Annotated in this window: 15 protein-coding genes; 12 read left to right on the top strand and 3 right to left on the bottom strand. The window is 59.6% G+C overall.

Annotated features, from left to right (window positions below; translation table 11 throughout):
• Positions 1-10: 10 nt before the first annotated feature.
• Entirely contained in the window at positions 11-2,398 is a 2,388-nt protein-coding gene (locus tag C7443_RS06915) for an ATP-binding protein (RefSeq protein ID WP_110017865.1), read from the bottom strand.
• Positions 2,399-2,551: 153 nt separating this feature from the next.
• On the opposite strand from C7443_RS06915, the gene cysM reads away from it, so the two are divergent.
• From cysM to C7443_RS06860, 12 genes are all read left to right on the top strand, one after another.
• Positions 2,552-3,454, top strand: a complete 903-nt coding sequence (gene cysM / locus C7443_RS06910; protein ID WP_425467070.1) for a cysteine synthase CysM — start codon at positions 2,552-2,554, stop codon at positions 3,452-3,454.
• A gap of 5 nt (positions 3,455-3,459) precedes the next feature.
• On the top strand, positions 3,460-4,242 hold the full coding sequence (locus C7443_RS06905) for a 3'-5' exonuclease (protein WP_110017863.1): 783 nt from the start codon (positions 3,460-3,462) through the stop codon (positions 4,240-4,242).
• Between the two features lie 75 nt (positions 4,243-4,317).
• Positions 4,318-5,658: a 23S rRNA (uracil(1939)-C(5))-methyltransferase RlmD gene (gene rlmD / locus C7443_RS06900; RefSeq protein WP_110017862.1), complete on the top strand. Its 1,341-nt coding sequence runs from the start codon at positions 4,318-4,320 to the stop codon at positions 5,656-5,658.
• Positions 5,659-5,805: 147 nt separating this feature from the next.
• Entirely contained in the window at positions 5,806-6,054 is a 249-nt protein-coding gene (locus C7443_RS06895) for an acyl carrier protein (protein ID WP_110017861.1), read from the top strand.
• Between the two features lie 7 nt (positions 6,055-6,061).
• Positions 6,062-6,871: a hydrolase 2, exosortase A system-associated gene (locus C7443_RS06890; protein ID WP_170123526.1), complete on the top strand. Its 810-nt coding sequence runs from the start codon at positions 6,062-6,064 to the stop codon at positions 6,869-6,871.
• A complete protein-coding gene (locus tag C7443_RS06885; RefSeq protein ID WP_110017859.1) occupies positions 6,868-7,752 on the top strand; it encodes a hydrolase 1, exosortase A system-associated in 885 nt (294 codons plus the stop codon). Before C7443_RS06890 ends, C7443_RS06885 begins: the two co-directional genes overlap by 4 nt.
• A gap of 258 nt (positions 7,753-8,010) precedes the next feature.
• Positions 8,011-9,099 carry a glycosyltransferase family 2 protein gene (locus C7443_RS06880; protein ID WP_170123525.1) on the top strand — a complete coding sequence of 363 codons (1,089 nt, stop codon included), beginning with the start codon at positions 8,011-8,013 and terminating at the stop codon, positions 9,097-9,099.
• 183 nt (positions 9,100-9,282) lie between these two features.
• Positions 9,283-10,776, top strand: coding sequence for an oligosaccharide flippase family protein (locus C7443_RS06875; RefSeq protein WP_110017857.1), 1,494 nt, complete (start codon positions 9,283-9,285; stop codon positions 10,774-10,776).
• Complete coding sequence (locus C7443_RS06870; RefSeq protein WP_146213248.1) at positions 10,773-11,759, top strand: glycosyltransferase family 2 protein; 987 nt, start codon at positions 10,773-10,775, stop codon at positions 11,757-11,759. Before C7443_RS06875 ends, C7443_RS06870 begins: the two co-directional genes overlap by 4 nt.
• A 59-nt stretch (positions 11,760-11,818) precedes the next feature.
• Entirely contained in the window at positions 11,819-12,838 is a 1,020-nt protein-coding gene (locus tag C7443_RS06865) for a glycosyltransferase family 4 protein (RefSeq protein WP_110017855.1), read from the top strand.
• A 320-nt stretch (positions 12,839-13,158) separates the two neighbouring features.
• Complete coding sequence (locus C7443_RS19830; protein ID WP_146213247.1) at positions 13,159-14,142, top strand: sulfotransferase family protein; 984 nt, start codon at positions 13,159-13,161, stop codon at positions 14,140-14,142.
• Between the two features lie 25 nt (positions 14,143-14,167).
• Positions 14,168-18,832, top strand: coding sequence for a VanZ family protein (locus tag C7443_RS06860; protein ID WP_170123523.1), 4,665 nt, complete (start codon positions 14,168-14,170; stop codon positions 18,830-18,832).
• Position 18,833: 1 nt separating this feature from the next.
• On the opposite strand, the gene C7443_RS06855 is transcribed toward C7443_RS06860, so the two are convergent.
• Together C7443_RS06855 and C7443_RS06850 are read right to left on the bottom strand one after the other, a co-directional pair.
• Positions 18,834-20,069, bottom strand: coding sequence for a pyridoxal-dependent decarboxylase, exosortase A system-associated (locus C7443_RS06855; protein ID WP_110017853.1), 1,236 nt, complete (start codon positions 20,067-20,069; stop codon positions 18,834-18,836).
• Positions 20,066-21,655, bottom strand: coding sequence for an acyl-CoA ligase (AMP-forming), exosortase A system-associated (locus C7443_RS06850; protein ID WP_110017852.1), 1,590 nt, complete (start codon positions 21,653-21,655; stop codon positions 20,066-20,068). Before C7443_RS06850 ends, C7443_RS06855 begins: the two co-directional genes overlap by 4 nt.
• Positions 21,656-21,735: the final 80 nt, after the last annotated feature.

Genomic DNA, 21,735 nt, shown 5'->3' with positions numbered 1-21,735 from the left:
TTGGCTCTCCCTAACTGCCGCCCAGTACCGGACGGCGATTGCTCCAACGTAACAGTGTGCCGATCAGCGCTTCTTCCGTGATCGGTTTTTGCAGATGATCGTCGATGCAGGCCGGCCGTTCGCCGGCGGGCAGGGCGTCGCCGCTCAGGGTGATGATCGGTGTGCCGGTATTGAGGCCGTCACCCCGGATGCGCTGGGCCGCCGCGTAACCATCCACGCCCGGCATGTGCAGATCGAGCAGGATCAGGTCGTAATGCTGTGTGACCGCAGCCTGCACCGCTTGTTCACCGTCGCGCGCCTCGTCGACCGTTGCGCCGAGTTGCGTGAGGAAGATGCGAGCCAGCTGGCGGTTGATCAGGTTGTCATCGGCGATCAGTACGCACAGGCCGTGCATGCGCCCGCCGGCGCCCGCGTTGTCCCCGGTCTGCGGAGCGCTCGCCGCCCAGTCGTGTCGCGCCAGCGGCTCCGGCAGAGTGGGCATGGCGCTGAATAATTCGTCGAGTGCGGTGAGGATGTCGGCACTCATCGGCGGGCGGGGAATGCAGCGTGTGCGCAGGTTGGGGCAGAGGGTCGGGATCGCCGCCGCATCTTCACCACCGATCAGCAGAATGCCGCCGCGCAGGTGTGTGTCGCGCTGGCTGAGCAGGGCGTCGATGACTTGCCAGGCACTGGGAAAGGTCCGCAGGTCCAGGCCGATCAGCAGCGCCTGCTCGGCTGGATGTTCACGCAGCAGGCTGGTCAGTTCGGCGGTGTTGTTGCAGCTGAGGGCATGGACGCCACGCAAGGCGAGCAGATGCCCCAGTGCGCGGGCCAGCACAGGGTCGCGGGTCACGCTGATGGCCCGCAGATGGGTCAGCGGCGGGCGCGGCCGGGCCGTCAACGGCAGGTTCGACTGTTCGAGTGTCAGCGTCACCTGGAAGCTCGAACCTGCGCCGGGGGTGCTCTCGGCGCGCAGCTGCCCATCCATCATGTCGACCAGGTGACGACAGATCGCCAGGCCCAGGCCGGTGCCCGGCTGCTTGCCCGCGGCAGGCGCATCGAGCTGGTCGAAGGCGCGGAACAGCCGCTCCTGATCGTTGACCGAGATGCCGATGCCGGTGTCGCGGACGGTCAGGCTGATCGTCGCGGTCGCCGGATTCTGTGCCAGTACCCGGGCGGTGACTTCGATGTCGCCGCGTTCGGTGAACTTGATCGCATTGCTGACGAAGTTGGTGACGATCTGAGCGATGCGCGGACCGTCGCCGATCAGCTCCTGCGGCAGTTCGGGATCGATGTCGAGGATCAGCGACAGGCCTTTGGTCTCGGCATTCGGCACGAACAGGCCGACCGCCGTTTCCAGTTGGGCACGCAGATCGAAGGGGCGTTTGGCGAGCCGCAGCTTGCCAGCCTCGATCTTCGACAGGTCGAGGATGTCGTTGAGGATGGTCATCAGGTGTTGCGCAGATGCCCGGATCGTCTGCAGATAGTTGATCTGCACGCCCGAAAGCTCGGTCTTGCCGAGCAATTCGATGAAGCCCATGACGCCGTTCATCGGCGTGCGGATTTCGTGGCTCATATTGGCCAGGAATTCCGACTTGATGCGGCTGGCCTGCAGGGCGCGCTTGCGGGCGATGTCGAGTTCAGCGTTCTTGATTTCGAGTTCTTCCAGCGTCTCGCGCAACTCCGCCATTGACTGCTCGTCGCGCAGCTGCAGCGTGGCCCGCTGCTCGCGCAGGGTCTGCGCCAGAGCGACCAGGTCACGCTCCATCGTGCCGAGCACCCCCCGTCCCTGAGCCGGCTCCACGGGGACGTCGAACTGACCGTTGCGCAGGCGGTGCAGCCAGTGACGCAGCCGCAGCAGCGGGGTGATGATTGCGGTCAGGCCCAGGCGCAGGCTGATCAGCGCGATCAGTGCCGCGCTCACCGGCAGTACCAGCATCGTGATCAGCAGTTCGCGCTGTATGTCACGCAGGGCCGCGCCATCGAGGGCGAGGCGTATCCGGCCGAGCGGTGCACTGGCCGTCGCCGGGCTGGTGTTGCTGTCGGGATCGCGCGTTTCCAGCGCATGAACGTTGGCCTCGAAGACGCGCGAGGTGTTCTCGGCGGCGTCCGCCTCGGCGGCCGGTTCACGGATGATCACAGTACCGGCGGCGTTTTCGACCGACACCCAGGCCAGTGGTGATTCCGCGAGCAGGGTCAGGATGCCGCGGCGCAGATGTTCGAGCTCGCCCGAGCGCAGACTCGGCTCGGCGTATTGCGCGATCTGGCGTACCAGCGTTTCGCCCAGTGTCTGCTGGGCGGCGCGAGCATCGAACAGCCGCGCGGCGCCGGTCCATGCGGCCATGACGACAGTGACGAGCAGCACGGGGCCGAGCGTCAGCAACAGCAGCCGGCTGCGCAGATGGCTGGTCAGACTCATCGCGCAGCTCTGGTGGCGGAATGCGTCGGATGTGGCGAACGCAGCGAGGTCTTAACGCACATGGCGGGCGCGGGCGGGTGGTCGCGAACGGGCGTGTATGATAGCTCGCTCACGCCGCAGCCGCGGCGTACCGCCCTGTTTACCGGACCGCCCATGATGACCCTGCCTGATTTCCCCACGCTCGAAGACCTGATCGGCCATACGCCCCTGGTGCGACTGCAGCGCATGAGCGCCGGCCTGTCCAGCCTCGTGCTCGGCAAGCTGGAAGGCAACAACCCGGCCGGTTCGGTCAAGGATCGCCCGGCGCTGGCGATGATCCAGGAGGCCGAGCGGCGCGGCGAGATCCAGCCGGGCGACACGCTGATCGAGGCTACCAGCGGCAACACCGGCATCGCACTGGCGATGGCCGCGGCGATCAAGGGCTATCGCATGATCCTGATCATGCCGGACAACCTCAGCGTCGAGCGACGTGCCTCGATGAAGGCCTACGGCGCCGAGCTGATCCTGGTCACCAAGGAGCAGGGCATGGAAGGCGCCCGCGACCTCGCCCAGCAGATGCAGGCGGCCGGTGAAGGCAAGGTGCTCGACCAGTTCGCCAATCCCGACAATCCGCTGGCGCATTACCGCGGCACCGGCCCGGAAATCTGGCAGCAGACCGCCGGCCGCGTGACGCACTTCGTCAGTGCGATGGGGACCACCGGCACGATCATGGGCGTGTCGCGCTACCTCAAGGAGCAGAGCCCGCAGGTGCAGATCGTCGGCGTGCAGCCGACCGACGGTTCGAGCATCCCGGGTATCCGCCGCTGGCCCGAAGCCTATCTGCCGAAGATCTACGAACCGGCGTGCGTCGATCGCGTCATCGACATGCCGCAGACGCTCGCTGAGGAAACCACCCGCCGTCTCGCCGCTGAAGAAGGCATCTTCTGCGGCATTTCGGCCGGCGGCGCCGTCGCCGCCGCGCTGCAGATTGCCGCGGAGGTCGAAAACGCCCTGATTGTCACGATCATCTGCGACCGCGGTGACCGTTACCTGTCGACCGGCGTGTTTCCGGATTGAGTGCGATGAACGTATTGGTTTTTGACATCGAAACCGTGCCGGACGTGGAGGGCGCGCGCCGGCTCAACGGCTTCGAGGGCCTGAGCGATGCGCAGGTTGCCGCGGCGATGCATTTCGAGCGCCGGCAGAACAGCGGCAGTGACTTCGTGCGTCATCACCTGCAGCGCATTGTGGCGATTTCCGCGGTGCTGCGTTCGGGCAGCCAGCTCAAGGTCTGGTCGCTTGGTACGCCGGCCTCCGGCGAGGCGGAGCTGATCCAGCGCTTCTTCGATGGGGTCGGCAAGTACGTACCGACGCTGGTCAGCTGGAACGGCAGTGGTTTCGATCTGCCGGTGCTGCATTACCGCGCGCTGCTGCACGGCATCGCCGCGCCGCGCTACTGGGATACCGGCGAGGATGAGCCGGCGTTTCGCTACAACCATTACCTCGGGCGTTTTCACTGGCGGCACACGGATCTGATGGATGTGCTCGCCGCCTACCAGCCGCGCGCGGCGGCGCCGCTCGATGAAATCGCCACGCTGATCGGCGCGCCCGGCAAGATGGGCATGCACGGCGGCAAGGTATGGGGCGCATTTCAGGCCGGCGAGATCGAGGCGATCCGCCAGTACTGCGAGACCGACGTGCTCAATACCTATCTGGTCTGGCTGCGTTTCGAACTGCTGCGCGGGCATCTCGGCGCCGAAGGCTATGGCGCTGAATGCCGCCTGCTGCGCGACTGGCTGCGCAATGCCGAAGCGGCCCATTTTGCTGAGTTCCTCGCTCGCTGGAGCAGTTGTCCGCAGGACTAATCCTGTCGTTATCTTCTCGATCACTGCCGCGCGCCGCTGGCGGTGCGCAGTCTGCCGATCCCTGACGGAATCCCTATGAGTCGACGTCATCACCGCAAGCCCCGCTATCCCGAGGGCGTGTTTCCGGCCCGCATCGATGCGCTGGCCCACGATGGGCGCGGTATCGCCCATCTCGACGGCAAGGCCGTGTTCATCGACGGCGCGCTGCCGGGCGAGCAGGTCGAGTTTCGCTATGTCGCCACGCATTCGCAGTTCGACGAAGGCCGCGCCGAGCGCGTGCTCGAAGCTTCGCCGGAGCGGGTCGAGCCGCGCTGTGCGCATTTCGGGGTCTGCGGCGGTTGCAGCCTGCAGCATCTGGCCGCCGAGCGGCAGATCGAATTCAAGCATCAGCAACTGGTCGACAATCTCGCCCGCATCGGCAAGGTCGAGCCGGAGCGTTGGCTCGAACCGCTGCGCGGACCGCACTGGGGCTATCGGCAGAAGGCACGCCTCGGCGTGCGCTACGTGCCGAAGAAGGGCAAGGTGCTGGTCGGCTTTCGCGAAAAGCACGCGCCCTATCTGGCCGATCTGCTCAGCTGTGCAGTCCTGCATCCGCGGGTCGGCGAGCTGATCGAAGCGCTGTCGGCGCTGATCGGTGCCCTCAGCATCCGCGCCCGCCTGCCGCAGATCGAGGTCGCAGTCGGCGACGATGGCGTGGCGCTTAACTTTCGCGTCATGGACCCGCCGACGGCGGACGACCTCAGCCTGCTCGAAGCCTTTGCCCGGCAGCACGAGGTGCGTGTGCTGCTGCAGCCCAAAGGCGTCGACTCAACGTATCCGCTGTGGCCGGTCGATGTGCAGGACCTGCATTACCGCCTGCCGGCCTTCGACGTCGAGCTGGCATTCCGCACCTACCACTTCACTCAGGTCAACGCCGAGATCAACCGGCAGATGATCGCCCGCGCCATCGAGCTGCTCGAACTTGGCTCCGGCGATAAAGTGCTCGACCTGTTCTGCGGGCTCGGCAATTTCACGCTGGCGATGGCCCGCCAGGCCGGTGAGGTGGTCGGCGTCGAGGGCGAGCAGAGCCTGGTCGACTGGGCGCGGCTCAATGCTGAACGCAACGGGCTCGGTCGTGTGCAGTTCCACACCGCGGATTTGACCACCGACATCACCAGCCAGCCCTGGCGCCAGGCGCACTACGACAAGATCCTGCTCGACCCGCCACGCTCCGGTGCGCTGGAAATGATGCCGCACGTGGCGGCGATGGGCGCCGAGCGCATCGTCTATGTCTCCTGCCATCCGGCGACGCTGGCGCGTGATGCCGGTGTGCTGGTGCACGAGCATGGCTTTCGCCTGATCGCCGCCGGCGTGATGGACATGTTTCCGCACACCGCGCATGTCGAGTCGATCGCGCTGTTTACGCGCGGACGCTGAGCTCGGCAGCCCGGTGGGTGGCCCCGTGCCGCCGCCGCGGAAGTGGACGCATGGCTGGCGGGATCACAGGCGAGCGGTTATCTTCGCCGCGCCGCACGCTGCGTTCTCTGCAGAACGTGCTTTTGAATCAATCAGGAACGGGAAACCATGGTGAGCTTTGACGAAGTCAAGACCTTGATCGGTGAAGTCCTGCAGCTCGGTGAGCGCACCGCGCAGCTGGAGCCGGACACCACGCTGATGGGCGGTATTCCCGAGTTCGATTCGATGGCCGTGGTCGGCCTGATTGCTGCCATCGAGGATCGCTACGGCGTCGTCATCGACGATGACGAGATCAGTGCCGACACCTTCGCCAGCGCCGGCGCGCTGCACGAATTCCTCGCCGCCAAGGTCGGCTGAACGGCGCATGCAGCCGCAATTCATCGACGGCGCTCGCGGCAGGCTGTTCAGTCTGTACTTGCCGCCCGCTGCAGCACCGGCGCGCGGCGGCGTGTTGTTCTTCGCGGCCTTCGCCGAGGAAATGAACAAATCGCGGCGGATGGTCGCGTTGAGTGCACGGGCACTGGCGGCACACGGCTATGGCGTGCTGCTGCTCGACCCCTACGGCACCGGCGACAGCGCCGGCGATTTTGCCGACGCCGACTGGGATGTCTGGCTGGAGGATTACCTCTGCGCTGCGGCGTTGCTGCGCGAACGTGCGCCGGGGCGGCAGCTGTTCTGGGGCATGCGCTGCGGAGCCCTGACGGCCGCTGCCTGTCTGGCACGACAGCCGTCGGCGGCCGATGGCCTGCTGTTATGGCAGCCGGTGCTGTCGGGCGAGCTCGCAATGACGCAGTTCCTGCGCCTGCGCCTCGCGGCCTCGCTGCGCGATGAGCACAAGGAAACCACCGCCAGCCTGCGCGCGCAGCTGCTGGAGGGAATCTCCCTGGAGATTGCCGGCTACGAGCTGTCGCCGGCGCTGTATGCGGCGCTGTCGGCGCAGAGGCTGGATGTCGGCACCGCCACACTGCCGATCCGCTGCCTTGAAATCGCCGCCGATGCCGAGCGGCCGCTCAGCCCGGCGCTGGCACGCTGCCTCGACGCCTGGCGTGCGGCTGGCATCGACGCCGCCGCGCAGAGCGTGGTCGGTGACATGTTCTGGTCGACTCAGGAGATCGCGACCGTGCCTGGCCTGGCGCAGGCGACGGTTGCCGCCATCGATGGATTGTGCGCATGAGCCTGCAGCCTGTGGACGAACATCCCGTGGAGAGCACGTTCACCTTCGAGTGTGCCGGTGAGCAGCTGCCGGCGATCCTGCATGCCGGCGAAGCCGCGGCGCGACGCGGTGTGCTGGTGGTGGTCGGCGGACCACAGACACGCGTCGGCAGCCATCGCCAGTTCGTATTGCTTGCGCGGGATCTGGCCGCAGCGGGTTTTCCGACGCTGCGCTTTGACTATCGCGGCATGGGCGATGGCGAAGGGGCGGCGCGCGATTTCACGGCGATCGACGCCGATATTCATGCCGCGCTCGATGCCTTCCAGCAGCGCTGTCCGCAACTGCAGGAATTCGTCATCTGGGGCTTGTGCGACGCCGCCTCGGCCGCCCTGTTTCACGCCTGGCGGGATGAGCGCATCAGCGGTCTGGTGCTGCTCAACCCGTGGGTACGGACCGAGGCGGGTGAAGCCAAGGCCTATCTGACGCACTACTATCGCGACCGCCTGCTGAGCCCGGCACTGTGGAAGAAGATTCTGCACGGTGAGTTTGAGGTCATCGCTTCGTTACGTTCACTGCTCGGCTTCATTGGCCGCTTACGGCGACGTCCCCAGGCGCTTGCTGCAGCTGCAGGCGCTGATCCGACCGCTGCCCTGCCGTTACCGGATCGGATGGCAGAATGCCTGCGGCGCTTTCGTGGTCGGGTGCTGCTGGTGTTGGCAGGCAATGACCTGACGGCTGCCGAGTTTTGCAACCTGACAAACGGCTCGGAGGCATGGACCTCTCTGCTGGATGAGCCGCGTGTTGTCCGCCGTGAGCTGGTTGAAGCAAACCACACGTTCTCTTCCCGACAATGGCGAAACGAGGTTTCAGCCTGGACGGCCGACTGGCTGCGCAGCTGGTGACAAACGTCAGTCGTTGATGTACGGCGACGAGCCTCGAAGGTTTACGTGCAATTTGCCGTGTCCGCGATATACGCGAAGCGCGGTCATTCATGATCCTCAGGTGAGGGCATCCCGATACAGAGGTGTGCCAGCACACTGCGTCACGATGTTTTAATTTTTTGCTATCAGCGTATGCCGTGAGTCGCTAGGATGGGCTGGAGGAATACTGGCTGCAGACTTCGGCCGGTTTTTTTGAGCCAGGGTGGAGAGGATAAAGTTTTGAGCGTTTCCGCTGATCTGCATGTGTCCGATGAGTCGTCTTTGCCTGTTTCAGTGCTGATGACGACATTTAATGGCGTCAAGTATCTGCGTGAAACAATTGACTCAATTCTAGGCCAGACTTGGCAAGACTTTGAATTTGTCATTATCGACGACTGTTCAACGGATCAGACCGTTGAAATTATAAGATCGTACAACGATCCACGAATTGTTCTTGTCGAGAATGAACATAATATAGGGATCAGTGAAAGCAGGAACAAAGCAATCAGCCGTGCACGTGGGGAATATATTTTTGTAACGGATCAAGATGACGTCAGCGAGCCTGAAAGAATAAAGCTCCAGCTTTCTTATCTCCGAGCACACCCGGATATCGATGTTTTGGGCGCGCGTGTTTATTTTATTAAAGGCGGAGCGCGTGTAGAAGATGAAATGCCTGTTCTTACAGAGCCTTATCAAATTGAAGTCGCTTTATTCTTTGCACGCCATAACCTGACGTATTCATCTATGGCATTGAAACGTAAATTTGTGCGCGAGCATGATGTTTGTTTTCGAGCACAGTATCACTATGCAGAAGATTATGAACTTTATCATCGGATGGCGCTGAGTGGACGTCTGTCGGTCTTGCCAGATGCGCTTGTGGGGTACAGGCTGCACGAAAGTAATAATAGTAAAATTAAATATGACGAAATGACGCGCAACGGTGTGTCTTTTATGAGAGATGCATATGCACGTGTTTTGGCGCGAGAAGTAGACGAAGTTGAAGGCTATCTGATTTGGCATGGGCTTATAGAAAAGTTGCCACAGACATCGACGAGCGACTTAAGAAAGCTTGGCGCACTAACTGCCAAGGTTATGTCTGCGTTTGAGAGCAGAAACATTGATGACAAGCTGCGGTGCGATTGGATCAGACAATTTTGTTCGATGATTTGGTTCGATGTCGTCGAAAGGTCACTGCAGAAACTTGGTTTTGATGCCTTGCGTGTATATGACGAGTTTGATCAGCTGCATGCATGCAAGCCAGGTGTCGTAAGAAAAGCGAAAGCGCTGGGTGTCTGTTTACTGACGAAGATGAAAGCTGCGTCCAGCTGATTTTTAGATCTGTTTTAAGCCCTCGTTTTTGTAAGCCGATGCTTCGAGTCCTGTCAGCAGCAAGCCGATTCTCAACTGTTGTTAGCAGTGGTTGGGCGAGGGGGAAATGCGCATGACGTGTCTGGATGCGTTCGAGCCGTATCTGACGACTGATTTCATAATTTAAAACCTGAAGTGGCATCTATGACGCAATCTAAAAGCGTGGACCGTTCACGAAGTATCGGGGAAAAATTAGTCCGCGGTGCTGTGTGGATGATAGTGATGCGCTGGTCGTCCCGCTTGATGGGGCTAGCGTCAATGGTGGTGGTTGCACGACTGCTCTCGCCAGACGATTTCGGTATATTTGCAATTACGACAGCCCTGATTGGTTTATTTGAGGTTTTTACCGATATAGGCGCTGATCTTTCTATAATTCGCCATCCTGATCCACAGCGTAAGCATTATGATACGGCGTGGACTTTTAGGCTTATATTGACAACAGCCGCTGCACTGATCATTTTGGCGGCTTCCCCGTTGGTCATTGAAATATATGCAGATGAGCGCTATCAACCAATCATGTTGATGATGGCGGTATCTGTTTTTGTCGGCGGTCTGGCCAATATTGGAATTGTCGATTTCAGAAAGAACCTCGAATTTCATAAAGATTTTAATTATAATTTTCTTGTCCAATTGTTTGGAGTGCTTGCCACCCTGATTGGGGCGTTTTTCTTCCGCTCATACTGGGCGTTGGTGTTAGGTGTTCTAGTTAGAAGTTTTGTTTCTGTGTTGTTAAGTTATTATATGCACCCTTATCGACCGAAAATCTCGTTGGCTGCGCGCCATGAGTTATTTAGTTTTTCTTTCTGGATCATGATACGGTCGGTTTCACAGTATGCAGGTGCAACCGGGGATCGTTTGATTATTGGTGCATTTTTTGCGGAAAAAATTACTGGTTTATACGCTATAGCCGGGTCGTTGGCGACGATGGCTGTTTTTGAGCTATTGAACCCAATTGGCCGTGCATTACTACCGGGGCTGGCGGCAAAACACGGTGATGCTAGATGGGAATCTGAAAATTTAAAAAAGATATTCAGTGTAACGTCATCAATAGCCATGATATCTGGGGTGTTGTTGTCTGCACTTGCTGCACCTGTAATAGAGTTGATCTATGGGAATGGGTTTATAGATGGCGCTCCGATTCTCAGTATTCTTGCAATCTCTGCTGCATTAAATGGGTTGACTCAGCCTGTTGGGCAGTATTTTGTTGTTTTGGGTAAAACGAAAGATCTTGCTGTTCTTTATATTTTTGAAGGTGTGGTTTCTTTGTTGTCAGCTTATCTGATGGCGTTATATGGATTTGATATCATTGCTATTAGCTGGGCTCGGGTTGTAATTATGCTGTTGGGTTTGTTTAGGTTGCTTTATTTGTTGCGTCTTACAAAAAATATTACAGGGCTTGATATAGTCTCTGCTTGGACGAGGCCTGTAGTGGCTGGCGTTGCTATGTATGCCGTTCTATTTGCTCTTGGTCAGCATTTCTCTTTTTGGCCGGCGCTTTACCTGACTTTAGGCGTGCCAATAGGATTCATGGTGTATGGATTGGTATCATTGCTTTTGTGGCGGCTGTTTGGATGCCCCGCTGGCATAGAAGCAATTTTAATTAATCGTTTCTATGCTAATAGGGTTGAGGCAGGTTGAGTGGTTACCATATTATGGAGCGCGCAAAATCAACAGTAGCCGTAATTATTCCATTTTATCAAGAGACTGCGAGTCTGCTGATAAAAGCCATTGAATCGATAAAACTGCAAACTGCAGATTGTTTTTTTGATATTATTGTTGTTGATGATTCATCACCTGTTTCCGCTGAAGATGCTTTGTCTGGCGTTTCAGTTAATGAGCGTGAACGTGTGCGTATCATTAAACAACAGAACGGAGGGGCAGCAAGTGCAAGAAATACAGGGCTTGCCCATGTTTTAGAAGAGTCCGCGTTTATTGCATTTCTTGATTCTGATGATACTTGGACACCCGCGCATATTGAAAATGCTACTCGAGTCTTGAGCGACGGCTATGATTTTTATTTTTCAAATCATAAGCGGGATGATTGGGCAAATGATAAATTTTCATGGCTGAATTTTGATTTAAATAAACATGTGTGCATAGACAAAGAAAAAGCCTTGTATTGTTTTTGTGATGATATTTATCTGGCTGTTTTACGGGATCATATCATCCAAACTTCCAGTGTGGTTTGCCGTGCATCAGCTGTCGATAAATTGCGTTTTCCTACTGGTTTGGTAATAGGCGAGGATGAAGTCTTCTGGATCAATGTATTGCAGCGCTCGCGTCAAATAGGTTTTTGTATGCAGGTCGAAGTGAATATGGGTACAGGAATAAACGTTTCACAAGTAGATAACGCCGTTAGTGATAAAGCGTTCGATCTTTATTTTTATAATTTCGTTTTTTGGAACAGTTTATGGGATTATGTACCACGCAGTGATGCTCTTGAGTTATTGAAGAAAAAACGATTATCTGGATTAAGTAGTAATTATGCAGCATCAGCATTACGCCGTGTGCGATCTGGTGGATTGCCCCCCTTGAGTAACATGGTTAAATTTACTTTAAAAAATCCTAATTGGCTTTTGGTGGTGGTTGGCCTTGTTTTTAAGAAGTTGCATGTTAAATAAATATGAATCACTAGCGGCTGTTATTTGTGTTCTCTGTGGCGGGTTGATGATTTAATCTTATGCAAAAAAATGAATTGAAGATAGGCATATTTGAAGGGCGTGAGCTTCCTCAAAGCTTTCGTGTCTATTTTTACAATGTGGTGAAATTTCTTCCAGAGTTTGGCATAACGCCAATTGTTTTTAGTGATTCGGATAAAATCCCTGAACATGTTAATTTGCTTTGGGATGTTCGCTCTGGGGGGGGAAATCCCCCACTTGCTTTTATGGTTGGACATGCCCCGCTAGTCGTGACAGTGCACGGGTTTGCCCCGATTACGTTATCAGGGAGAGAGTATTTCAACAGTTTTTATGGATCAGTTATGTCCCCGTTCTGGGCATACAAAAAAAAGAAAGCATGGAAATGTATGTCAAATGAGGTTGCTCATGTTATTGTTCCTTCATTTTATACAAAAACTGAAGTCATTAAGTATATTGGGCTGCCTGAAGAAAAAGTTACAGTTTGCCATCATGGTGTACAGGATTCTTTTTTTGAAAATGAAAAAAATACATCGCAGCGATTGAGCTATTTTTTTCATATTTCTAATAATGAGCCAAGAAAAAACGTCGATCGTGTCGTGCGTGCTTTTTTGAGGTTGAGGCAAGTTGCACAACAAGCCGAGCTGGTATTGCGTCTGCCACCTGATGAAAGCAATAGATTCAAAAACCTTGATGGCATTAATATAATTGATAAGCCGATCGAACTGGATAGTTTAATTGGCTATTATCAGAAGGCCATGGGGTTTGTGTTTCCATCTTTGTACGAAGGTTTTGGTTTGCCAATTCTCGAAGCCATGGCTTCTGGCTGTCCAGTGATTACATCGGACGTAACTGCTTGTCCGGAAGTTGCTGGAGACGCTGCCTTGATTGTGTCTCCCCGTGATGAAGATGCTTTATTTGAAGCAATGCACTCTATCTTCATGGATCAGGCCTTGCGCTCAACACTTATAAATAAAGGCATTCAGCAGGCGGCCAAGTTTTCTTGGCGCGAAAGTGCCAGAAAACATGCTGATGTATTTCATAAAGTCTGTTGTGGTGAATGAGTAGCCATAGTCATGGAGCTTGCAGATATAAAAATAAATGTTTTTTGATAGCTGCTTTTTTAACGTTATTCATGGGGCAGTTCATTTTAAGTTGACGATGGTCACGATAAGCTGGGTTGAATCAATATAAAAAGTTTAGTCTGTGTTTATTTTGGTTAATCACTTTTAATTGTATGGTTTGTGAATAATTTTCTTGGGAATTTCAGTGTCTTTAAAAACGGTTGGTTTTTTTTAAACGACGCCAGTCCAAATATTTTTGGATAGTTTTGTTTTATTTTAGTTATTACATATCATGTTGATTTATGGAGATAATGGTAGCCATGGGAAAGCAGGCATTGCTCGTGCTAGGAATGCACCGCAGTGGCACGTCCGCACTGACGGGAGTGTTGCTGCGGCTTGGGGTCGAGTTGGGGCCGCGTTTGTATGGTCCGCAGGCGGGGGTGAATGAACAGGGGTTTTTCGAGCACGCAGGCATTGCGGATGCGAATGAAGATGCGCTGCTGCTGCTGGGCTCGAGCTGGGATGACGTGCTGGCCTTGCCTGAACACTGGCAAAGCGATTCGCGGCTAGCGCGTTTGCGAAAGAAGCAGATGCGATATGTGCAAAAAGATTTTGCCAAAGCGCCATTGTGGGGTTTGAAGGATCCACGAATCTGCCGACTGCTGCCTTGGTGGCAGGAGATGCTCGCGGAGCTGGAAGTCGAGATGCGCTACTTGATCGTGGTGCGTGATCCGCAGGAGGTCGCAGGCTCACTGGCGAAGCGGGATGGTTTTTCCGAAGATAAGGCGGCGTTGATCTGGCTTGAGCATAATTTGCTGGCAGAGCGCTGGACTCGCGGGCAGCGGCGCGCTTTTCTCAGTTTTGACCAATTGTTGAGCGCGCCGGCAGATGCACTATCGCGCGTTGTACATACGCTGGATATTGAGTTTCCCGTTTCGCTTGATCGGGCACTGCCCGAGATTGAGCGTTTTATTTCTCCGGACCTGCGTCATCACGCTGTCCAGCAGCGTGCATCGGCGGCCGCGGATTCGCCCGTCGCCCATGCACGGACCCTGTTCGATGCCATTTGCCGGACAGCGGAAACCGATGCTACCCAGCCGGATCTGCAGATCCTCGAGCAAGCGTGGGAAGCGCTGGCACTGATGCGGGAGACGCGAGCCGACATCCTGACAGAGCACCTGCGTCAGGTTGCTCGCGATAGAGGATACGCGGAAGAGCTGGTGCACCGAATTTTCCGTTCCTGGTCTTGGGAATGCGGCAAACCACTGCGCTTCGTCGAACGACTGTTTGGCGGGGATATCTGAGAATGCCGACATCCGGGGCGAGGACTTGAACGGTCAGCAGGACGTTTCGTCCTCGGCTTCGGATCAGACTTTCCGCGGGCAGGATGAGACAAGCTCGCTGCGAACGGGTGCTCCGAATATCGGCACTGTCTCTGGTTACCACAGGCCGATACGCATTCTGCTCGCCATCGTCGGCGTGCTGATCAGCTACGGCTCCCTGTATCCGTTTCAGTGGTCATCGGCGTCTGCCGGTGCCCTTGGCCGATTGTTTGCTGACAGGCATTTGTGGACATCGTCGGGTGACGTGCTCGGTAACGCGGCCTTATTCGTGCCCTGGGGCCTTATCGGCTGGCATGCGCTGCGCGGACCAACCGTCCGGCGCTATGCGGTCGTGTTCAGCACGGGTTTGGCTTTGGCCTTGGCGCTGCAGATTCTGCAAATCTGGGTGCCCGCACGTTCAGCTGCACTGGCCGACGTGTTCTGGAATGGCGTCGGTACCGTCATCGGTCTGGTGCTGGCACCAATCGTTGGGGGCTGGCGCGAACAGGGCGATTGGACGCCGCCCAGGCGTACCGCCGGCTTGTTGCTGCTTGTATGGACGGCGTCCTATCTTCTGCCTTTGGTGCCATCGCTCGACCGTGCCCTGCTGGTACATGCCCTGCGTCCGCTGCTGAACGGCGAGATGCCGGATACCAGTGCCCTGCTGATGATGCTGGCCAGCGGCTGGCTGGCCGCCCGCCTGCTCGTGGTGGCAGGCTTCGTCGAGGGACGATTTGCGGCGCTGCTGGCGTTGCTGGTTCTGGGCGGGCAGCCGTTCCTGATCGGCGGCACGCTGACCTCGGCGATGCTGATCGGTCTGCCACTCGGTTTGTGGTGCGGAGTGCTCGGCGGGCGGCGCAGTGAGCCCGTGCTGCTGGCGCTGCTGGTGCTTGCCTACCTCGCCGACAGCCTGATGCCGTGGCACTGGTTGTCGACGGCCCGTCCCCGTGCCTGGTGGCCGTTTGCCAGCCTGCTGGAAGGTGACATGCTGGCAAACAGTCGCCATCTGGCACATCGCTGCGCCATTTATGGTGGTGTGATCTGGCTTGGCTTGCGCGCCGGCCTGCAGCGCTGGCCGCTGGTGCTGGCGTGTGCGGGCGGCGTGGCTGCCACCGAATTCATGCAGGCCTGGCTACCGGGGCGATCGAGTGATCCGAGTGAAGCTCTCTGGGTCGTGCTGGCGGGCTGGCTGCTCGGCCTCGGCACTGCCCGTGCCGGCGCCGATGCGCTCCCCCGTCCCGCACGACCGGCCGTGTCGCGAGCAGCCGAACCGGTCCGGCATGGACTCTGGAGGCCAGGGCGCTGGCTGCTGGCCGTCAGCCTCAGTGTGTTGCTGCTTGCGCTCGGCGTGCAGGTCGTTCTGGGGCTTCCGGAGGTGCCATACAACGCCCGAGCCCTGTTTGCGGAACAGGGGGTTTTTCTCGCGCAGTGTCGCTTCATGCTTGCATGGCTGACGCTCGGTATCGGCGCGGCCCTGCTGGCGCGCCTGATCGCGCGCTCAGTCTGGCTGGTCTGGTTGCTGCTGCCAGCATTGGGGGCCGGGCTTGCCGCGCTGGTGCTGGTGCAGCTGGCCAGTAGCGTCGATTGGCTGATGATCGACAAGATTATCGGTGCGCCGGATCTCTATCGGCGCGTCGTCGCCGAGGGGATATGGGGCAGCGTTTGGCAGGCCCGTATGCAGCTGTGGCCTGCGGATGCCATCCAGACGGCCGATCGTTATGTGCGTTTTGCAGCGCTGATGATGCCATGGATCGTCTGGCCCGCCGGGTTGCTGGCTTTGCTGCAGCGTTGGCGACGGCACCAGCCGGTCCTGCCGTGGCTCGTGCTGTCTGCGCCGCTGTTCGGTGCCTGGCTGCTGCTCTGTGCGCATGTCGTCTACGACTGGGCCATTACGGACAATCTCGTCGAGTTGATCGCCGTGCGCAGTACCTTCGGGCTGCATGGCGGCTGGTATCTGAGTGCACTGGCGCTGCTCGTGTCTGCCGTGGCGGTTGCACTGGCGCAGCAGCGACGTCCGAGCGGGTTGGCCACATTGCTCGCATGTACCGCCGTACTGCCCGGCTGGTGGCTGCTGACGCATGGTCTTGAGCAGCAGGTGACGAAGTACGGTCTGGTGTATTCCGCTCAGCAGTTTTTGCTCGGCCCCGATCGTCAGACGCTGCTCAGCGATCAGGTCTTGATGCTGCGCTGGTTTGCTGTTCAGGGCGGGTGGAGTTTATTGCTGGCGTTGGGCTTGTTCCTCGGCTTGCGGGCACCGTCGTTGAATCGACTGCCACCATCCTCGCTACCACAGGTGCCTCAGACTGCGGGGGAACTCAAGCGACCGTCAGTCAGCAAAATGCCGATACGGCGCTTGCTGCCGATGAGTGCAGTCGCTGGCGCGGTTCTCCTGGTGTTCGCAGGTGCCGTCTTGCTTAACCGGTGGCCGGCGGGCGCGACGAACGACTTGGGCGTCGGCGCGGATTTCGGCTGGCGCCAGCAGGCGCCGCGCATTGTGCTGCCGGAGCTTGCCTCGTGGAATGGGCGAGGCCCCGCGCCCGGCATGACTTTGCGTGCCGAGGCCAGCAGCGCGGCCACGATTTGTCAGAACGACGGTCTGTTGAATGCCGTCGCCTGCTGGCTGCTGCACGGTGACGATACCAGCGAGGCGCACATGCTTGATGCAATGCGCCACTTCGTGCTGCTTCCGGCCCGGGACGTGGCGTTTTATGGCAACGCCTGGGAACTGGCCGTGGCCTATGACCAGGCCGCGCGTGCCCCCGGCATGAGTGCGGAACTCGGTGCACGCGTGCGTAGCCTGCTGCAGCAGGGGCTGGAGCAGTTACTCGAAGTACTGGATAAGGATTCCGCCTCCCTGTGGCATGGGCGCGCCACGCTGTCAGCCTATGCCACGCTGTGTGCCGCTGCGCTCGGTCCGCCGACCGATTCACGCGAACGCAGTCTGCAGCAGCGCATGGCCCGCCATTTCAGCGAGCTGCGTGCGGCAGTGGCTCTGACGGAGGCCTGGCCGGAGGGCTACACATACTGGATACAGGAACGAGCTTTGCCGGTTACGCTGGCACTGGCCGCCTATCAGAACGGTTCGACCGACGTTGTCGGTGCCGCCGAAGCTCAGCGCCTGCTCGAACGTATCGGCCAATGGCACTTGCACGTGGTGCGGCCGGACTTCAGGGCCGAGGCGCTGGGCGATGAGGGTTCACGTGTCGATCTGCGCCATCACACGCGTGAAGTACTCGATCTGATCGAGCAGCAGACTCACGAGCCGAAGTTCGCCGTGCTCGCTGACGAGATCTCACGCCAATACGGCCCGGCTGCGGAATACTCAGTGAATCACTGGACCGCGGTGCTGCTGCGCACGCCACGCAGCGGCTCTGAATCGACGGACTGGCCGTGGGCCATGATCGGCGTCGAGCCAACTGCAGCGTTGTTTGGCGCCGGCGCGCTGAATCTGGGTTACTGGCGTTCCGCTTGGACCGCGGATGCCACCTATATTGCTTTTCGCGCCGGTGATCGTTTCACCCACCATGGTCGCGCCGGCGCCGGGCATTTTTCTTTGTTCAAGCAGGTGCCGCTGGTGGTCGATTCCGGTCACTACGGTGAGTTCATGGGGGCGAATCGACTTGACTACGCCATCCGCAGCATCGCCCGCAATACGATCGCGGTGCTGCGTCCCGGTGATCGTGTCGACCTGCCGCCAGCGTCCGGGCAGGATAACGTCGCCGACGGTGGCCAGCGGGTGGTGATGGCGACCGGAAGTGCCATCACCAGTGTCGAGGACTGGCGCTCACGCTTGGACAGTGGCGAGCATCTGCGCGGTGGCCGGCTGCGGCGCTACGGTGTGCAGGACGGCCTCTACGACTACTTCGATGCGGATCTCAGCGACGCCTATAACACACCAGCCTACGATGCCGGCGGTAGCGGCGGCGTGGTTGAGCGGGTCTGGCGCGAATTGCTCTATCTGCCCGGCGAGGACCGTCTGTTCGTGCACGATCGCGTGCGTTCAGTGCGCGCCGACTACACCAAGAAATGGCTGTTGCACCTGCCGGAGCGGCCACAGGTCGACGGCTTGCGGCTGCTGCGTGGCTCGGCTGACAACGGCATTCTGGAAAGCTCGGCCGCTCTGGCTGTCGAGCGCCGCACGGGGGCGACGCTGAGTATCCGTCGCCTGCTGCCTGCCGATGCCAAACTGCGTTTGATCGGTGGGCCGGATTATCGCTGGTACGTCGAAGCCGACGGGGACGACGCGACGCTCAACGGCATCAATGCGGCGGCGGGCGCACCGGCAGCACAGCCGTGGTTCGACCAGGCCGACTGGCGCATCGAGATTCAGCCGGGCGCTGCGCGGCTCGACGACGAATTCCTCGTCGTGCTCAGTCCTTCGCTTGATGGCGTGCGCGATGACGTGCAGGCGCTGCTGGCCGGCAGCGATAACGTCAGCGGTGCGTTGACGCCGGACAGTGCGGTGGTGTTTGTCGAGCGTGGTGCGCAGCACGAGGCCTTGTTCACCCTGCCGGCGGGTCAGCGCCGGCTGTTCCTGCTCGGTCTGCCGGAGTTCGTCACGGCCACGCTGGAGATTGCCGGCCGCTCGTACCCGTTGGACATCGACCGCAATGGCGTCGGTGTGCTCGATCTGCCGCAGGGCACTGCGGCCAGCGTGCGCCTGAGCTGGTGATTCAGACCAGCACCTCAGCGCAGGGCGGATGCGACAGGAAGCCGGCCGGGCTGGCGCTGCGGCCGTAGGCACCGGACTGGTAGACGACGATCAGATCGCCGACCTCGGCCTGTGGCAGCTCCATGCGATCGGCGAGCAAATCGAGCGGTGTGCACAGCGGACCGACGACGCTGGCGATTTCAGTCGGCGTGCCGTGCATGCGCGTGGCGACGGCGACCGGATAGTTTTTGCGGATCACCTGACCGAAGTTGCCGCTCGCCGCCAGATGGTGGTGCAGACCGCCGTTACTCACGAGAAATACCTGTCCGCGTGAGACCTTGCGATCAATGACCTCACAGACGTAGATGCCGGCTTCACCGACCAGATAGCGGCCGAGCTCGATGATCGGACGTGCCTGTGGCTGGCGCGCTGCCAGCTGCGGCAGCAGGCGCTGCAGATTGTCGGCGACCGGGCTCAGATCGAGCCGTTGCTCCCCGGGGAAATAGGGAATGCCGAAGCCGCCGCCGATGTTGAACAGCTCGGTCGGTGCCGGTGCCGCATCGGCGAGGCGCAGGCCCAGTTCGAAGGTTTTGTCGTGGGCCTCGATCAGTGCCTCGGTGCGCAGGTTCTGCGAGCCCCAGAAAATGTGGAAGCCGCGAAAGCGCAGATCGAGCTGACCGATGCGTTCGAGCAGCGCCGGCACCTGTTCGGCGTCGACACCGAATTGCTTCGGACCGCCGCCCATTTTCATGCCGGAGGCTTTCAGCTCGAAATCCGGGTTGACGCGAACCGCCACGTTCGGCCGCACGCCGAGCGCGGCACCGATGCGTGCTGCGCGTTCGGTTTCGCCGGCGGATTCGAGGTTCAGCGTGATACCGGCAGCGATCGCTGCGCGCAGTTCGACGTCGGTCTTGGCCGGTCCGGCGAAGCTGACATCGGCCGGGTCGATGCCGGTATCGAGCGCGACCTGCAATTCGCCGGCCGAGGCGACGTCGAGGCCATCAACCAGTCCGGCGAGGTGCTGCACGACGGCCGGCATCGGGTTGGCCTTCACCGCGAAGTGCAGCTCGATGGCGGCAGGCAGTGTCTGGCGCAGTTCCGCGACCCGTTGCGTGATCAGTGCGCGATCGTAGGCGTAGAACGGCGTGGCGCCGACCCGGGCGGCGAGGGTGGAAATGCGCATGCCGCCGACGGTCAGTTCACCATCGACGACCGGGAACTGATCCATTGCGGCGTGGAGCGGGCGCGTTGCACTCATGCCTCGTCACCGAACAGGTTCGCCAGCTCAGCGGCGAGCTGCTTGCGGTCGATCTTGCCGTTGGGGTTGCGTGGCAGTGCGTCGCGCGGGACGACGGCGAGCGGTACCATGAAATTCGGCAGTTGGCGTTTGCAGTGGGCGATCAGCGCATCGTCGGAAAAGCCTTCCGCATGGGCCTTGATGACGGCGACGACGGCTTGGCCGAGTGCCGGGTGTGCCACACCGATGGCCGCTGCTTCAGCGATCAGGCCGGAGGCGTACAGCACTTCTTCGACTTCGGTCGGGCTGACCCGGTAGCCGGAGGTCTTGATCATGTCGTCCTTGCGGCCGATGAAGTAGAGGAAGCCTTCCTCGTCCATCTTCACGTTGTCGCCGGACCACACTGCGAGCTCCGGGTTGACCAGGCCGGCTGGCTGGCCCGGAGTCGGTTTGTAGCGTTCGCGGGTCTTTTCCGGGTCGTTCCAGTAGCCGAGTCCGACCAGTGAGCCGCGATGCACCAGCTCGCCGGGCTCACCCGGCGCACATGGTGAGCCGTCTTCGCGTACCACCATGATTTCGGCGAAGGGGATGGCTTTCCCGATCGAATCGGGGCGGCGGTCGATCTCGGCCGGTGGCAGATAGGTCGAGCGGAAGGCTTCGGTGAGGCCGTACATCAGGAACGGCGTCGTGCGCGGCAGCTTCGTGCGCAGCTGATCGAGCGTTGCACGCGGCATCTTGCCGCCGGAGTTGGTGATGTAGCGCAGGCTGTCGACGGCGGCTTGCGGCCAGTCGAGCTGGGCGAGCTGGACCCACAGCGGCGGCACGGCGGCCAGTCCGCTGATGCCGCCGCGGGCGACGGCGTTGACCACGTCGCGGGGCAGCAGGTAGTCCATCAGGGTGACCTGCGCACCGACGTGGAAGGCCGTGGTCAGCTGCGACAAGCCATAGTCGAAGCTGAAAGGCAGCACGGCCAGCAGGTGATCGTCGGCGTTGTTGCCGAGGTAGCTGGCGACGCTCCAGGCGCCGGTCAGCATGTTGCGATGCGAGAGCACGACGCCCTTCGGCCGACCGGTGCTGCCGGAGGTGTAGAGAATCGCCGCCATGTCGGTATCGATGCGCCGGTGTCCGCCCGCTCCGCCGGCCCCGGCAAGGAAGTCCTCCCAGCGCAGGCTCTCGATATGTGGCACTTGCGGCAGCGCGTCGCCGTCACGCGTGTCGATGATGACCAGCGTGTGCACGTCGCCGCAGTCACCGAGAACGGCTTCCAGCAGTTTGGCTCGTTCGCGATCAGTGACGACGATGCGCACGTTGCAGTCGCGCAGGATGTAGGCGACCTGTTCGGCTTTCAGCAGTGGATTGACCGGGACGAAAGTGCCGCCGGCGGCCGAGGTACCGAAGATCGCAGCGACCGTCTCGGGGCGTTTCGCGAGCCATATGGCAATGCGCTCGGATGGCGCCAGACGGCAGCTTCGGGCGGCACCCGCGAACTGCTGTACCGCCTCGGCCAATTGCGCATACGAATCGCAATCCTTGCGGTGACGGATAGCCGGCATGTCGCCCTGACCCATGGCCTGGGCGTAGATCAGCTCGTGAAGTAGTCCTTGCATGGTCTGGTGACCGCTCGCGAAGCGCTCAGATGAGCATTCCACTATTCTGACAAAGCCATGATGCCGTCAGGTCGGAAAGG

It is taken from the genome of Plasticicumulans acidivorans, assembly GCF_003182095.1.
GTDB lineage: Bacteria > Pseudomonadota > Gammaproteobacteria > Competibacterales > Competibacteraceae > Plasticicumulans > Plasticicumulans acidivorans.
The sequence above is the reverse complement of the archived record's forward strand: the minus strand, read 5'-3'. Positions and strand labels throughout refer to the sequence as shown.